General features: G+C 64.7%; 15 protein-coding genes. 3 read left to right on the top strand and 12 right to left on the bottom strand.

Going from position 1 to position 13,630, the window contains the following annotated elements:
* Window positions 1–50 precede the first annotated feature (50 nt).
* From tnpA to tnpC, 3 genes are all read left to right on the top strand, one after another.
* Entirely contained in the window at window positions 51–392 is a 342-nt protein-coding gene (tnpA, locus tag FOC84_RS00200) for an IS66 family insertion sequence element accessory protein TnpA (RefSeq protein WP_014386446.1), read from the top strand.
* Window positions 389–730 carry an IS66 family insertion sequence element accessory protein TnpB gene (gene tnpB / locus FOC84_RS00195; RefSeq protein ID WP_015060805.1) on the top strand — a complete coding sequence of 114 codons (342 nt, stop codon included), beginning with the start codon at window positions 389–391 and terminating at the stop codon, window positions 728–730. The genes tnpA and tnpB overlap by 4 nt, the downstream gene beginning before the upstream one ends.
* A 145-nt stretch (window positions 731–875) precedes the next feature.
* Window positions 876–2,393, top strand: coding sequence for an IS66 family transposase (gene tnpC / locus FOC84_RS00190; RefSeq protein WP_059153614.1), 1,518 nt, complete (start codon window positions 876–878; stop codon window positions 2,391–2,393).
* A gap of 303 nt (window positions 2,394–2,696) precedes the next feature.
* Here the strand turns inward: tnpC and FOC84_RS00185 are convergent, their stop codons facing one another.
* The 12 genes from FOC84_RS00185 to FOC84_RS00130 all read right to left on the bottom strand — a co-directional run bounded on the left by FOC84_RS00185 (window position 2,697) and on the right by FOC84_RS00130 (window position 13,629).
* The gene (locus FOC84_RS00185; protein WP_012478196.1) at window positions 2,697–5,609 is read right to left on the bottom strand and encodes a Tn3 family transposase; all 2,913 of its coding nucleotides are present in this window, start codon (window positions 5,607–5,609) and stop codon (window positions 2,697–2,699) included.
* A 218-nt stretch (window positions 5,610–5,827) separates the two neighbouring features.
* Window positions 5,828–6,244: a hypothetical protein gene (locus tag FOC84_RS00180; RefSeq protein ID WP_012478195.1), complete on the bottom strand. Its 417-nt coding sequence runs from the start codon at window positions 6,242–6,244 to the stop codon at window positions 5,828–5,830.
* Between the two features lie 102 nt (window positions 6,245–6,346).
* Window positions 6,347–6,790 (bottom strand): OmpA family protein, encoded by a 444-nt coding sequence (locus tag FOC84_RS00175; RefSeq protein WP_011255142.1) that lies wholly within the window; start codon window positions 6,788–6,790, stop codon window positions 6,347–6,349.
* 15 nt (window positions 6,791–6,805) lie between these two features.
* Complete coding sequence (locus tag FOC84_RS00170) at window positions 6,806–7,504, bottom strand: TraX family protein (RefSeq protein ID WP_012478194.1); 699 nt, start codon at window positions 7,502–7,504, stop codon at window positions 6,806–6,808.
* A complete protein-coding gene (locus FOC84_RS00165) occupies window positions 7,501–7,770 on the bottom strand; it encodes a hypothetical protein (RefSeq protein WP_011255140.1) in 270 nt (89 codons plus the stop codon). The genes FOC84_RS00170 and FOC84_RS00165 overlap by 4 nt, the downstream gene beginning before the upstream one ends.
* Window positions 7,771–7,799: 29 nt before the next feature.
* Window positions 7,800–8,435 carry a transglycosylase SLT domain-containing protein gene (locus FOC84_RS00160; RefSeq protein WP_011255139.1) on the bottom strand — a complete coding sequence of 212 codons (636 nt, stop codon included), beginning with the start codon at window positions 8,433–8,435 and terminating at the stop codon, window positions 7,800–7,802.
* A 1-nt stretch (window position 8,436) separates the two neighbouring features.
* The gene (locus tag FOC84_RS00155; RefSeq protein ID WP_011255138.1) at window positions 8,437–9,015 is read right to left on the bottom strand and encodes a TrbM/KikA/MpfK family conjugal transfer protein; all 579 of its coding nucleotides are present in this window, start codon (window positions 9,013–9,015) and stop codon (window positions 8,437–8,439) included.
* 18 nt (window positions 9,016–9,033) lie between these two features.
* On the bottom strand, window positions 9,034–10,752 hold the full coding sequence (gene trbL / locus FOC84_RS00150; RefSeq protein ID WP_012478193.1) for a P-type conjugative transfer protein TrbL: 1,719 nt from the start codon (window positions 10,750–10,752) through the stop codon (window positions 9,034–9,036).
* A gap of 11 nt (window positions 10,753–10,763) precedes the next feature.
* Window positions 10,764–10,985, bottom strand: coding sequence for an entry exclusion lipoprotein TrbK (gene trbK / locus FOC84_RS00145; protein ID WP_011255136.1), 222 nt, complete (start codon window positions 10,983–10,985; stop codon window positions 10,764–10,766).
* Window positions 10,986–10,994: 9 nt separating this feature from the next.
* Window positions 10,995–11,768, bottom strand: a complete 774-nt coding sequence (gene trbJ / locus FOC84_RS00140; RefSeq protein ID WP_011255135.1) for a P-type conjugative transfer protein TrbJ — start codon at window positions 11,766–11,768, stop codon at window positions 10,995–10,997.
* A 16-nt stretch (window positions 11,769–11,784) separates the two neighbouring features.
* Entirely contained in the window at window positions 11,785–13,164 is a 1,380-nt protein-coding gene (locus tag FOC84_RS00135; RefSeq protein ID WP_012478192.1) for a TrbI/VirB10 family protein, read from the bottom strand.
* A gap of 3 nt (window positions 13,165–13,167) precedes the next feature.
* Entirely contained in the window at window positions 13,168–13,629 is a 462-nt protein-coding gene (locus tag FOC84_RS00130; protein WP_011013267.1) for a lipoprotein, read from the bottom strand.
* Window position 13,630 lies beyond the last annotated feature (1 nt).

Raw genomic sequence — 13,630 nt, 5'->3', positions numbered from 1 at the left:
GAAGCTGCGAACCTCGGGTCTTCGCAATCAACGAACGAGACGAGGTGGACATGGATCGACAGCAGATGGAACGGTGCCTGGAGCAAGTGGCGGCGTATCGTGCCTCTGGCCAGAAGGCGCAGGTATGGGCCGAGGCCAACGGGGTGCCAGCGGGAACGCTGCAAAGCTGGTGCGCACATGCGCGGCGCTGGCAGGCGCGGCTCGACGGCGTCAGCCCTGAGCCCTCGCCAGCCGCCAGGCCGAGCGGCTTCGTGGCCGCCCGCGTGGCGCCTGGTGCCGCATCGACATCGGTGCGCGTCGAATTGAACGTGGGAGGCACCCGGCTCGATCTGCATTGGCCGCTGGCGCACACGCGTGAACTCGCTTCGCTGCTGCGGGAGTTCGGCCGATGATTCGCATCGACGTCATCTGGCTGGCGCTTGGCGCGGCCGACCTGCGCGGGGGCATCGACACGCTGTTGGCCCAAGTGGTGCGCGGCTTCGCGCTGGGCGCGCAAGCCCACCACGCCTACGTGTTTGCCAACCGCCGCGCCGACCGGCTCAAGGTGCTGGTCTACGACGGCGCGGGCATGTGGCTGTGCACCCGGCGGCTGCAAGCGGGCAGCTTCGCCTGGCCGCGCCAGGACACGGGGTCACTTCAACTCACGCGCGAGCAGTTCGACTGGCTCGTCGCGGGCCTGCCGTGGCAGTGCCTGGGCAGCGCGCAGCCGCAGTCGATCACGGTGGTCTGAATGCGCTCGATTCGAGGTCGGGATTTGCGCGTTTGTCTATTGGAGAAAGTCATGCCTCGCGCGCACGCGCGCGCGAGGCATGATGGCGGCCATGCTCGAAGGCCCGGACACCCACACGATCGATGCGCCGGGCGCACTGGATTCGATGCAGGAGCTGCGCGATGTGATCGGGCGCATGCAAGGCGAGCTGAAGTTCAAGCAAACCAGGATCGAGGCGCTGAACTTCGAGATCGCGCGGCTGAAGCGCTGGCGCTTCGGCTCCTCCAGCGAGAGCCTGGAGACGAGCACGCAGGCGGTGCTGTTCGATCAGATCCTGGCCGACACGGCGCTGGAAGACCGCGCCGCCCAGCAAGACCAGAAGCCACCGGTAGCGCCACCCCGGGCCAAAGGCCAGGCGGTGCGCCAGGCGCTGCCGGCGAGCCTGCCGCGCATCGATCACCATCACGAGATCGAGCAGACCCACTGCGAGTGCGGCCAGCCCTTCAAGCGCATCGGCCAAGAAGTCAGCGAGCAGCTCGATTGCGTGCCGGCCCAATTCTTCGTGCTGCGCCATATCCGCGGCAAGTACGCCTGCACGTGCTGCCAGACGATCCAGGCCGCGCCGATGCCCGCGCAGATCATCGACAAAGGCATCCCCGCGCCGGGCCTGCTCGCGCAGGTGGTGGTGGCCAAGCACGACGATCACTTGCCGCTGTACCGGCAGGAAGAGATCTACGCGCGCTCTGGCGTGCACATCCCGCGCTCGAGCATGGCCCAGTGGATCGGCATCTGCGGGGTGCGTCTGGCACCGCTGGCCGATGCACTGAAGGGCTTCATCCTCAGCCACGGTGTGATCCACGCCGACGAGACGCCGGTGTCGCTGCTGGCGCCGGGGCGCGGCAAGACCAAACGGGCCTACGTCTGGGTCTACCGCACGACCAACTTCGTGGCCCAGCGCGCGGTGCTGTTCGACTTCACCGCCAGCCGCGCCGGCGAACATCCGCGGCGCGTGCTGCGAGGCTTCGGCGGCACGCTGGTCAGCGACGATTACAGCGGCTATTTTGGGCTTCAGGCGCAAGGCGTCAGCGCCGCACTATGCTGGGCCCACGCGCGGCGCAAGCTGTTCGAGGCGCACGAGTTCAACGCCAGCCAGATCGCCGGCCAGGCGGTGGCGCTGATCGCAAAGCTGTACGAGGTCGAGCGCGAGGCGCGCGAACTCGAACCCCAGGCACGGTGGCTGCTGCGCCAGCAACGCTCCAGGCCCATCGTCCAGGCCCTGCACCTCTGGCTGACCGGGCAGCGCCAGAAGCTGGCCAATGCCGACGTGACGGCCAAGGCGATCGATTATTCGCTGAGCAATTGGCGCGCGCTCACGCGCTACCTGGACGACGGCGACGTCCCAATCGACAACAACGCGGCGGAGAACGCGGTGCGCCCGCTGTGCGTTGGCCGCAAGAATTGGCTTTTTGTAGGCTCGCAGCAGGCCGGCGAGCGCGCTGGCGTGGTCATGAGCCTGATCGAGTCGGCCAAACTAAACGGGCACGATCCCTGGGCCTACCTCAAGGACGTCTTCGAGCGTCTGCCCACGCTCAAGCAGCGCGACCTCGCGCAGCTGCTGCCGCACAACTGGCGGCCTGCCACCGACATCGCCGTGCCAAACGCGGCGCTCGCCGCCGCCGCGTAGAACCATCCTTCAACACGCCGTCATCGACGGCGCAAGGGTGTCGTTCGCGGAACGCTTACGGTGTGCCGGCGGCGCCGGCGCAGTTGCTGCCGGTGCGAATCGAGCCGAACCTGGCGACCGTGCCGCAGCGCGAAGGCGGCCTGATTGAAGTGCAGATCCACGGGGTCGATTTGTTTTCGTTGTCAAAAGTGACGGTAGGAGATCGAGCACTGGCGTAGGGGTGGCCTGCCAAGCCATTGATTTCATTGGGTTTCCTGTTGATTTTTTTGATCGCCGTTTGAGGGCGCAAAAGCGTGCTCGGTTTCAACCGCCGGTCCCGGTTTTCGGCGTGGTCTGTGACGGCAGGATTTCACTGGCATAACGCTCCACTGGAAAGCGGAATACGCCCCTCAAATTGATACCTTGCAGCCGCGTCGGCGCAATTTTCCCCGTGAGCTCCGCCGGGATGACCTGACGCCGGTTGGCCCAGCGGTCCAGAACGGCCTGCATCTGGGTTGTGTTCCAGGCCATGATGATGTTGGCCAACAGACTCAAGGCGTCAGCCACCGCCTGCATTTCCTCGGCCCGCTTGGCCTGAGCCGGGCTCACTCTGCCGGTATAAATCGCCCGCTTCAAGGCATTGACCGCCTCACCCCGGTTGAGTACCCGACGCAGCTCATTCCTGAAGGCGTCTTTGACAAAGTAGTCGGCCAGGAACGCAGTTCGCAGCAAGCGCCCCAACTGAACACCCGCTTCGTAGATGGGGTCTCCCCGCGCCGCCGATCCAAATCTGGCCAGCGCTGCAACTGCGCTGGCGTTGCCGCTCATCACCGAGGCTGCCAAATGGACCAAGGTGTCCCAGTGCTTCTCAATCAAAGCGGTATCGACGGTAGCCTCGCAAACTGCTGCGATCTCCGGTGGAATGATCGTGCCACGCGGCACGTACAGATGACGCTGCTTCAATTCCTTCAGTCGTGGGCATAGATCGAACCCCAGTAGCCGGGCCAACGCCATGGCAAAGTCGGTGTAGCCGTGGGTGTCCACCGCCAACTGGCTGGTCTCGATGGATTCTTGGCGCACGACACCCTCAATGGCGACCCCTGCCTGGCGCTCATTGAGCACAAAAGGCTGCGCGTAGAAGATCCCCCATCGGTCACGCACATGGGAGTAGATGCCAATCGAGGACGTGTTGCGTCTTGGATCCTGTCGGGCCTGCCACACCCGTTGGGTGGTTTCCATGCTCATCATGTCGGACGACGCCAGGTCCGTGCGACCCCATGTCGCTGCAATGGGGTGCCGTTGCATGAACTCCAGCACCGCGTGGCAGGCTTGACTCAAGCGACGCTCGTCCCCGGCCCAACGCATGGCCTGACGGATGCTGGTGGCAGACAACTGCGGAATCATACGGGCGCATTCGGCCGCCGTCAGACTGGTGCCGTGGGCCATGATGCCGGCGTAGACCATCAGCAGCTCTTCTGTCGAACGTGGCTCGCGGCCAAGCATGATCCAGCTGAAACGTACCTGAGCGTCAACGGCCAGGATCACTTCTGGGAGTTGCACCTCACCGATCCTCAGGTCAAGTTTGGCCCTCAACTTAATCACCTCTGGATCTTCATCCTCTGCCGGCAATACTGAAAGGTGGAGTTCTTCGTCCACGCGCAGCACACCGCTGCGCGCGGCGACGGCCACTGCCTCCACGCCGGCGCGTACCTTGGCCAGCAACGGCTTCAAAAGTGTGGATGCATTGGCTGGCAGTGACAGTCGGGCATAGTGCCGTTTGGCTTCTTCCTGCCAGCGCGCATCAGTGAAGAACAGGCGTGCGCGGCCACGAAAGCTCAGGCTGTGCTCAATCCACACCGAACCGTTGCGCACGGCACGTCGCAATGAAAACAGGGTGGCCACCTCCAAGGCCCGAAACGCGCGCTCCCGGTCGGCACCCGCAATCGCGCCGCTCCAGACCGAACCCAAGCGAGGGGCGCTGACATCAGCAGGTAGTTCGCGAAGTTTGCCCGCGTACAGTTTCGTCAATTGGGCCAAGGCTGTGGTCACCGGGTGCTCGCTATTGGCCTGCCAGGGCAGCTTGGTGATTTCGGCCAGCAAAGAGCGCACGGGACGTATGGCGTCAAACAAACGCTCACGCACCACCGAGGCCCGGCTGGGTGGTTTGCCTTGCTGGCTGGCACTGAGCAGGGCAACAATTCGAGCCCGCAACTCCGCGTCTTGAAGTTCACCCTGGGCGACCAAACCAGCCAGCTCTGCCAGCAATGTCTTGTACAGGTCAGCCCAATTGACCGTCTCCGTGACACCTGCTGCGACCGTGCGCCAAAGATCGGCAACGCGCCGCTGAACCATCAAGATAGCTTGGTCTGTGCTGGTAAACAGGCAGTGCCGTAAAAAGCAGCCAACCTCCACTGTGCGAGCGGGTTCTTTGATCCTGGCCCCCACCGAGGGAGGCCTTGAAGCCAGGCGGCGTGCATAGCGCCGCACAATGAGACCGGACAGGTCGTCCAGGTGTTTGTGGACATTCAGGGCGTACAGCAGTTCGATTCGCTCGAACACCTCGCCAATTTGTTTGGTTGAGTGTTTGGCCGGTGCCGACCACAACCAGCTCTGCTGGGTTTGCCCATCCGGGCGCAATGCGGCCATGGCATCCCGCCAGCGCACCAGTTGTTCGGGCAGCACAGATGCCGCAATCGTTTTGGCTGTTTCTTCTTCGAGTTGTCCCAGCGCCGCTGTGACCAGGACACGGATGTCACGGTCGCGCAGGATCAGGATCTTGCTTTGATACAACCAGCGCCGAGCGAATACGAGCAATTGATCCCGATCGGCGCAGCGGGCCACCTCATCGCGCAGGGTGCGTACCAGGGCGCGACGTTGGTGCTCCGTCATCCAATGAAACCCCAGGACATCACAGGCCAGTTGTTGATGGTCAAAGAGGGTTCGACCGCGAACATACAGGGCTCGCAGGGATGCCAGTTCAACAGCAGTGATGCCGATTTCGTCACCCAGATGGCGCCACAGGGTTGTCGGAACGATGCGCACCGAATTCAGCAGGCGCCCGCTCAAGCGCAAGAAACCTATGTGCAGTGCCAGACCCAGCTTGTGGGCGTTGCTTCGGCGGGCGTTGATGAGCTCGCGCTCAGTACGGCTGTACGTGAAAAACGACTGAAGCTCGAAGGTGCTGATTTCCCTTGGCAGCTCTCGCAGGCCAAGGTAGGTTGTGTGCCAGCTTTGCATCTTGTGTCTCCGGTGATTGGGGCAGACACAATACGCCTGAAAAAGTGAACAGGAAAACCAATGAAATCAAGGGCTTATCAGACCACCCCTACGCCAGTGCTCGATCTCCTACCGTCACTTTTGACAACGAAAACAAATCGACCCCTGTCAAGGAAAACGGGCCTGCAGCATCGCCAGGAACGGCGATGGAGGCCCGCTAGGGGACGCCAGCAGCGCAGTTAAAACGTCGCGTCTTTCAGCGAGATCGAACACCCGTTGTAGTCGTAGCTCACGTCCGACACGACACCCGACACCCGAGCGGTTTTCCCGGTTGAAAGCTGGGTGACGTTGAGCTTGTTGTCTGTACCGGCATGCACCGAAACCTGGCCGGAGCGCAGGAACACCCGATAGCGAGGCTGGAAGCCTTCGGTGACGGAGCGCACTTCACCGCTGACCGCAAGGCCCTTGTTGGCATAGAGGCCGTTTGCTCGCACCTGGTTGTCTTTCGCGGCCTGGCAGATTTGCGGCAGGGATTCCGTGAGCATCACCGGGGCGGTGGCCTTCTGCACATCCTTGGCGACTTGATCCAACGCAGCGCAGCCCGCGAGGGCGAGCAATGGAATAACGAGGGCTAGACACTTCTTGGTTGATTGCATAGACACGACCTTGAGGGTTGGTTAGGAAATTGGGTGTCGGGATGCCCCCGACTGCTCACCACTAGGCAGGTGACGCAGCCGCTAGACCGAAGCGAGCGGCTTTTAGTACGTAGGCACGTAGATGACTTCAATGTCCACGCGCTGGTTCTGGTGCCGCCCTTCTGGCGTCGAGTTGTCGGCCACGAAGTCGGATGCCGAAGCGAAGTTCACCATGATCTTGAGCGGCGACACGCCGCGCGCAATCAGGTACTGGCGGGCCGACAAGGCCCGGCGCAAGGCCAGGGCCTCATCGGCCGCGCTGGGGCGTAGCGTGCTGGTGCGACCGCTGACGTAGATGATCGTGGCCCCCTTCGCCTCGGCCAGCAGCTCGGCCGTGGAAGCGTCCGGCCGGAACGTGGTGCTGCTGTCGGAGAAGGACACCGAAACAGCGGTCAAGACCGGCTCGCCATAGCTCACGGCCGCCATGCCGGCAGCGCCGGCGGCCATCGCGCCAGGCGCGAAGGCAAGGGACGCCAAGGAGAGGGTCAGAAAAAGGGCTTTGCGCATGGTGCGGACTCCAAATCAGAAGAACAGGTAGCCGGCCTTGCTCATGGGGATGCGGATCAACCACAGAGCGGCCAGGTGCAGCGGGTAATAGGCGTAGAACGCCCAGCGCAGGCGCGGCATGGGCAGATCGACGCGGGAAGCGACCAGGAGCAGCGGCAGCGAGGCCAGCGCCCACAGGTTGCGATTGATGAACCACAGCGCCGCGCAGGCGAGCAGCGCGACGGCCGCGGCGGCCCAGGTGGGCCGCTTGCGGTACGACCACACCGCCAGGCCGAAGGCCACGGCCGGCCACCAGTATTCGACCAGGCCGCCACCGACCAGGAACACCAGGCCGGCGCCGACCAGGTGCAGCGGGCCGCCCTTTTCCACCAGGTAGGCGCACGCCGTCACGACCAGGAGCGTGAACAAGACATTGAGGGGCCACCACCCGGCGGACAGGCCACCCAGGGCGACGAAGGGCACCGAGGCCACAGCGCCGAACACCGCGAGGCGCTTCATCGTGCGCGTGTACGCGCCGCGCTCGAATGCACCAGGTCGAGCCAGGTTGTAGGCCAGCACGAAAACGAAGATCGGCAGCGCCAGGCGGCCGGCCTCGAAGAGAAACGGCAGCGTGCCATTGAACAGGTACTTGTTGACGTGATCGCCGGTCATCAGGGCCAGCGCGAGCCACTTCAACGCTTCGACCGTCCCATCCGGCACGTGCAAGGGCTTCATCCGCGCTTGCCCCCGCGTGAGGCATAGGCGCGCAGCACCAGGAAGATGATGTACAGCGCAGGAAGCGACAGCACGAAGGCAATGGGCTTGCCGATCCATGCCGGCAGCGCCCACAGCAGCAGACCCAGCGCGAAGATCGGGCCGAGGCCCAGCAAGAGCAGATCGAATTGCCCCTTGGCCTGCGATTCGGCCCAGTTGCAATAGGCGGTCAGCACCCGGCCGAAACCGAGCGTGTAGCGCATCATGAAGGCGTGGAATTTGTCCATGTTTTAGCCGCTAAATCGGAAGGCCCGCCCTACTCCGGCGAGCCTTCGCTTCTGTTGTTGAAGGAGATCGAGCGCGGCACGTAGCCGCCCGCGACGTTGATGGATGGAGCTGCTGCCGGCCTGGCCGCCGGCGCGGCCGCTGGGGCCGCTGCCGTGGCCTGCTGGGCGGCTTGCACCGCCGGCGCTGGCCCGGTCGGCATCGAGGGCGTGGCCCCCGCCTTCGTCACGTCCAGCGTGACGAACCGAGCTTCGAGCCAATCCGCCCACTTGGCGGCCTTGCGCATCAGGTCGGCGCGATACACCGCGTTGTACTGCGGCGTGCGTGAGTGGTAATTCGCGGCCTTCGTCCAGAGATCGCCCTTGTCGTTGCGAATGTGCATCCGCAAGCGCCAGGCGGCGAGGTCGAACGAGTAGCAGCCAGCGGCCGCTACATCGTCCGCCGTGATGCCGTAGCGGGCCAGGTCGCGCAGGTAAGCCGTGTTGAACTGCATCGGCCCCACGTCATGAGTGCCGTTCGAGTTGCGCACCCACTGGCCCGGCTTGCCGCCTTCCTTCTCCGCGACGGCCAACACGATGTTGGCCGGCACTTCGTACTTCACGGCCGCCGAAACGGCGCACACGACGCGCTCCTGGAGCTGCGGCGGAAGGTCGGCAGCAAAGGGCATGTCAGTAACCCCCCCAGGAAGCGCGGCGGCGCTCTTCGTCCTCGCGCCGGATGCGTTCGTTGTACTCGGCCAGCGCCCGGTCATAGTCGGCCGCTTCGACCCAATACCCGCCCCTTTCTGGCGTGCCGACATAGCGCGGCTTGGTGCTGCTGAAATCGGTGTAAGCGTGGTTGGTGTAGGCCGCGCAGTAGTCGGGCATCTGGTTGCTGATGTACGTCGTCCCGTCCTCGTAGCCCTGCCAGAACACCAGCGTTTGATTCAGGGCCTGCGCATCGCAACGGCCAGCGCCGCGCGACATGGCCGACACCAGCGCGGACATTTCCGGCGTCTGGTTCGACACCGGGCACAGATCGAGGAAGTTCTTGCGCTTCTTGATCGTGTCGGACATTTTCCGCGCCGTGATGCTGAAATACTTGCGAAGCGACGGCGCGCATTCGCTCGGGCGGGTGCCGCTTGCGAGGCACAGGATCGCCTCGCAAGCCAGGCGGGTGTCGCCGGTCAGCACGTCTTGCGCGCTGGCCGTGCCGACCGAGCAGAGGGCCGCCACAGCGGCCACGATGGAAAGCAACTTCTTCTTCATGATGAACACTCCTTTGGGTTACGCAGATTTGTCGTTGCGGCCGCCGTCACGGAACGCGGCTACTTCGGACTCGGGATCGGCAGAGCTGTCAGCTCCGGCCAGGCTGTTGTCGCCGAAGGTCGGCGAGGGTTGTTGATCGGGCACGTCGATGCTCGTGTCGGCCGAGCTGCCGCCCTGCGCCTTGATCGCGGCCGCGATCTTTCCGCCGGTGGTGTCGGCGATGCGTTCCATCGCCGAGTCGCGCATGCTGGCGGCCTTCGCGGCCGCCACCGCACCTACACCCTTCGCCAAGTTCGCGCCGGCGTCGGCCGTGACGCGGCCGGCCTTGCCAAGCGCGGAAGCGGCCGAGGCCAGCATGCCGGGGCCGGTACTACCAGGTGCGTCCTGCTGGCCGCCCTGCCCCGCTCCCTGGCCCTGGCCGCCACCCTGGCCGGCCTTCGCGCCGCCGGCGTCACCGCCGCCGCTGGCCTTCTGGCCGCCGCCTTCGCCACCCTTCGAGCTGGAGCCGGCCTTATCGCCGCCGGCCTTGTCGCCGCCTTTGTCGCCGCCCTTCGACTCGCCGCCGCTGCTGCCGCCGCCGCCAGAGTCGCCACCGCCGCCACCGAAGCCGGCGGCTTGGCCCAGGGGCGTGCTGGTGCCGGCTTCACCGCCACCACCACCGCCAGAGTCGCCGCCACCACCACCGCCCAGCATGGACATGACATCCGACCCGGACGAGACGTTTTCATTGGCCTTCGAGAACGCGGCCATGACCGCAGAAGCACCGCCGGCGGCCGAGGCCGCGCCGGCCGCCAGAGCAGCGCCGCCGGTTGCCGCTGCTGCGGCCGCCATGCCAGCGGCACCGAGGGCCGCGCCTGCGCCGAAGTTGCCGATGCCGGCACCGCCCACGCTCGCGCCGGTGATGACGCCGGCGATGAGCGCCGGAATCTTGTTGACGAGTGCCAGCAGGATCACGCAGACGATGAGCATCACGCCCATTTCCTTGAGGTTGATCCCCTCGCTCATGCGCGCGTAGTAGTCATCCAGAAAGGTCTTGCCGATGCCGACCAGCAGCACCATTGCCATGAGCTGCGCGGCCACACCCAGCACGGTCTTGTAGTAGTTGATCGCCATGTCGGAAGTCCACCGCGACCCACCGAAGCCGAGGAAGAACACGCCGCCATAGGCGAGCACCCAACCAGACGCCAGGAGAAGAAGCATGTTCACGCCGATGAGCGCGAGCACGATCAAGATGGCAACGGCCATGAGGATGCCGGCCATGCTGTCCACCGGCGACCACACCGAGGACTGATCCATCACCTTGTAGAAGATGGCAAAGCCAATATCGACAATGCCGGAAGGCGACAAGGCTTGACCCAAGCCCGTCGCGTTGCCGGCAATTTGGCGTAGCGACGCATAGATGGTCGAGGCGAAGTTAGGGCCGTTCGTCAGCAACCACCAGAAGAAGCCGGTGAAGATGGTGAAGCGGACAAGCTCCGCGAAGAACTCCCCAATGTCGGCCTTGCGCAAGGCCATCATGCCGAACGTCCAGACCATCGAGATCGTCACCAGCAGCCAGAACAACCAGGATGCGGCGTTGGTGATGACACCGGCCCAGCCGCTGGCGGCGGCGTTGTAGCGGTTCAGAACGTCATCGAAGAGGCCCGAGCTGTTCATTTGGGCGGAAGCGTCCGTAGAAAAGAACGCCAGCCAAACGAGCAGCGGCAGGGCGAGTTTCAAGCTGGCTGGCATTCTCATTCGTCAGTACCTCACCAGGACTTAGGTTCGCTAGGTTTGAACGAGCCGGCCCGCAGGCACTGCGATGAAAACGCCTCTTGCACGCTCTTATCGAGCTTGGCGATGTTCTCGGGTTTGCAGTTCTCGGCATTCACTTCGGGCAGCGTCACCGGCTCGGGCTTTTTCTCGCAGCCGGCCAGCAGGGCCGCCACAAGGGCGGCCGCTGCCAGGATCGAGGGTTTGGATAGGCGCATGTATCCCCCTTACCAATTACGGGCCGGACTGGCCCTGTACTCGCCCTTGCGCAGCGCCTCGCCGGCGGCTTGCTGCTGCGCTTCACGGTCGGCTTCGACCTGCATCCGCGTGGCGATGGCGTTCTGCTGCGCGACCATGAGGCCCCGGATTTGCAGAAGCTGGTTTGCCTGCTGGGCCGCGAGCTGGTTGGCGAAGCCGATGGCCTGCATTTGCCCGTTCGCGCCCTGCGCGGCCGACTGGAGCCGTTCGAGCTGGCGCGCGTCGGACTTCAAGGCGTCCTGCTGGCGATCCAGGCCCTTGAACAAGGCATCGTTGGCCTTCTTCTGGCTCTCGCTCGCCAGGCGGCGGTTCTCGGCCATTGCGGCCTGTTCGGCGGGCGTGCAGCCGCCGGTGCCGTTGAAGCACGGCGAGCTGCGGTAGTAGGCCACGTCCTGGAACTTGCCCAGGTACGAGTCGATGCTGCCGAGCTGGGTCTTGTAGTAGTTCAGCGTATCGACCGCATTCATCAGCCCGTTGATCGTGGACTGCGCCTGATCCCAGATATAGGCCGCCGGCGCGACCGTGTTCTGGATCATGTTTTCGTACTGCTGGAGCTGGGTTTGGTACTGCTCAATTTGCTTGAGCGTCTGCGCCACCGACTCGATGGCCGTCATGACGTTCTGCACCAGGTTCCCGCCGTCGATGACGGGAATGCCGGCCTGCGCGGGCGACATGGTGGTGATCGACCCGGCCATCAGAGTGACGGCGAGAGCGACTTTAGCGGCTAAAAACTTCTGCTTCATTTGCTTTCTCCTGGCGTTAGTAGTCAAACGATTGGTACGGCTTCGAGAACGTCATGTCCTTGGTCACGATGACGTTGAACCGATAGCCGGGGCGGATTTCCAAGGTCGGGGCAATGTTCAGATTCTTGGAAACGAGTTGGGCGATGGTGTTGCCCAGCACTTGCCCAAGTGCTTCGCTCAAAGCATCGCTGGCGCGCTGCTGATTGCCGGTGGAACCGCTGTTGTCCTGGCTCATGCTCACGGCGGCGATGACGCCCGACATGAGGAAGGCCGAGCCGAACACGCGCAGGTAGTGGTTATTCACCTGGTCATTGAAGCCCGCGTACCCGGCGCTATCCGCGCCCGGCATCGTGCCAATGTCCATCGCCTTGCCATCGGGGAACACGATGCGCTGCCAAGCCACAAGCACGCGCGACTGACCGTAGGCAACATCGCTCGAATACGACCCGACCAGGCGCGAGCCTTGCGGAATCAGCAGATGCTTGCCGGTCGGCGTGTCGTACACGTTCTGCGCGACCTGGGCCATGATCTGGCCCGGCAAGTCGGAGTTGATGCCCGAAATGAGCGTGGCCGGCACCACGAAGCCGGCGCGCAGCTCGAAGGGCGAGCGCGGCGCTTCGGGCTGGGAGTCCAGCCGCCAACGGTCGCCCTGGCCGCTTCCCGCGAACTGCGCGTAGTTCTTGCCCTGGCCGCCACCGGCGGTTTGCAAGAGCTGCGGCGCACCACCACCCACGCCGCCGCCGGCCTGCTGGCCGCCGACGCCCGAGGCGCGAAGCTGCGCGAGCCGGGCCTGATAGGCGGCGGTCGGATCGCCCGATGCTTGCGCACCGATTTGCTGCCGCACAGCCGCCAGGCGGGACAGCATTTCGTCGCGCGTCTGCGGCGTGCCCGGCTGCGCGCCCGATGACCCGCTGCTGCGCGGCGCATCGACACGAACGCCCGTCTTGGCCTTGACCGCTTCCTGGAACATTTGCAGCTTCGCCATGCGGATGCGGTCGGCTTCATCGTCATGCACCGGCTGGCCCAGGTTGCCGCTGGGCGGTGGCGGCGGCGCGTCCAGGTCGGGGCGCGCGACAAGCACCGGCGCAGCCTCTGGCCCGGTCGCCAGCTCCGGCGGCTTGAGCGGCGAGGCCGCTTCTACCGTGCCGCCATCCCTGTCGCCGACGATCTCCTTGGCGAACATCGACGTGTTACCCGCCTTCTCGGCCGCGCCTTGCGCCGGTGCGTTCTGCTTCGCAGCGCGATCCGCCGCGACCAGCATCATCACCAGCAGGAAGGCACCCAGCGCGGCCGCAAGGATGTACATCGGCATGTTGTTGACACGCCGCACGCCGGACTTCTTCGATACCGCGCCCGGCGAGGCGTCCGGTGCCATTTGATCGGCTTGGTCACTCATAGGTCACTCCTTGCGCACCCAATACCCAGCCGGCGCAAAGCTGCCGTCTTGCACCAGGTACGGGCGGGTGATGGATTGATGGCCGACCAACAGAGTCAGGCGGTACAGGTTCGAGTCGCCGGCCTGGTCGAGCACGTACCGCAGCGGCAGGGCCGCCGGCGATGCCGGCTCACTGGCCGCCGTGGCCTGCGCCTTCGCGCTGGCCGGGTTGAACTCCAGTAGGGCATAGCCGCGCTCGCGCAACGTCAGCACCAGGGCCTGGCCGAAGGCATCAGGCGTGGCCTGTTGCAGCTCCAGGCGCGTCTTGGCCGGCGGGTACAGCACAGCGAGCTGCTGCACCGCTTCGCGGGCGAGCTGCTGCTGATCGACCGTTGCGGTCGGCGGGACGAAGTTGCCGTATTGGCCGGTGGTCGCGCAGCCGCCCAGGGCGAGGACGAACAGCGCAGCAAAGATGATCTTGCGCATG

This window comes from Achromobacter pestifer (assembly GCF_013267355.1).
GTDB classification, from domain to species: Bacteria; Pseudomonadota; Gammaproteobacteria; order Burkholderiales; family Burkholderiaceae_B; genus Achromobacter; species Achromobacter pestifer_A.
Note: the sequence above shows the minus strand (reverse complement) of the source record. Positions and strands in the feature narration are given on the sequence as shown.

Bases quoted from the DNA above. Each gene is read 5' to 3' on its own strand.
- tnpA (WP_014386446.1), top strand. From the start codon at position 51: ATGGATCGACAGCAGATGGAACGGTGCCTGGAGCAAGTGGCGGCGTAT.
- tnpB (WP_015060805.1), top strand. From the start codon at position 389: ATGATTCGCATCGACGTCATCTGGCTGGCGCTTGGCGCGGCCGACCTG.
- tnpC (WP_059153614.1), top strand. From the start codon at position 876: ATGCAGGAGCTGCGCGATGTGATCGGGCGCATGCAAGGCGAGCTGAAG.
- FOC84_RS00185 (WP_012478196.1), bottom strand. From the start codon at position 5,609: ATGCAAAGCTGGCACACAACCTACCTTGGCCTGCGAGAGCTGCCAAGG.
- FOC84_RS00180 (WP_012478195.1), bottom strand. From the start codon at position 6,244: ATGCAATCAACCAAGAAGTGTCTAGCCCTCGTTATTCCATTGCTCGCC.
- FOC84_RS00175 (WP_011255142.1), bottom strand. From the start codon at position 6,790: ATGCGCAAAGCCCTTTTTCTGACCCTCTCCTTGGCGTCCCTTGCCTTC.
- FOC84_RS00170 (WP_012478194.1), bottom strand. From the start codon at position 7,504: ATGAAGCCCTTGCACGTGCCGGATGGGACGGTCGAAGCGTTGAAGTGG.
- FOC84_RS00165 (WP_011255140.1), bottom strand. From the start codon at position 7,770: ATGGACAAATTCCACGCCTTCATGATGCGCTACACGCTCGGTTTCGGC.
- FOC84_RS00160 (WP_011255139.1), bottom strand. From the start codon at position 8,435: ATGCCCTTTGCTGCCGACCTTCCGCCGCAGCTCCAGGAGCGCGTCGTG.
- FOC84_RS00155 (WP_011255138.1), bottom strand. From the start codon at position 9,015: ATGAAGAAGAAGTTGCTTTCCATCGTGGCCGCTGTGGCGGCCCTCTGC.
- trbL (WP_012478193.1), bottom strand. From the start codon at position 10,752: ATGAGAATGCCAGCCAGCTTGAAACTCGCCCTGCCGCTGCTCGTTTGG.
- trbK (WP_011255136.1), bottom strand. From the start codon at position 10,985: ATGCGCCTATCCAAACCCTCGATCCTGGCAGCGGCCGCCCTTGTGGCG.
- trbJ (WP_011255135.1), bottom strand. From the start codon at position 11,768: ATGAAGCAGAAGTTTTTAGCCGCTAAAGTCGCTCTCGCCGTCACTCTG.
- FOC84_RS00135 (WP_012478192.1), bottom strand. From the start codon at position 13,164: ATGAGTGACCAAGCCGATCAAATGGCACCGGACGCCTCGCCGGGCGCG.
- FOC84_RS00130 (WP_011013267.1), bottom strand. From the start codon at position 13,629: ATGCGCAAGATCATCTTTGCTGCGCTGTTCGTCCTCGCCCTGGGCGGC.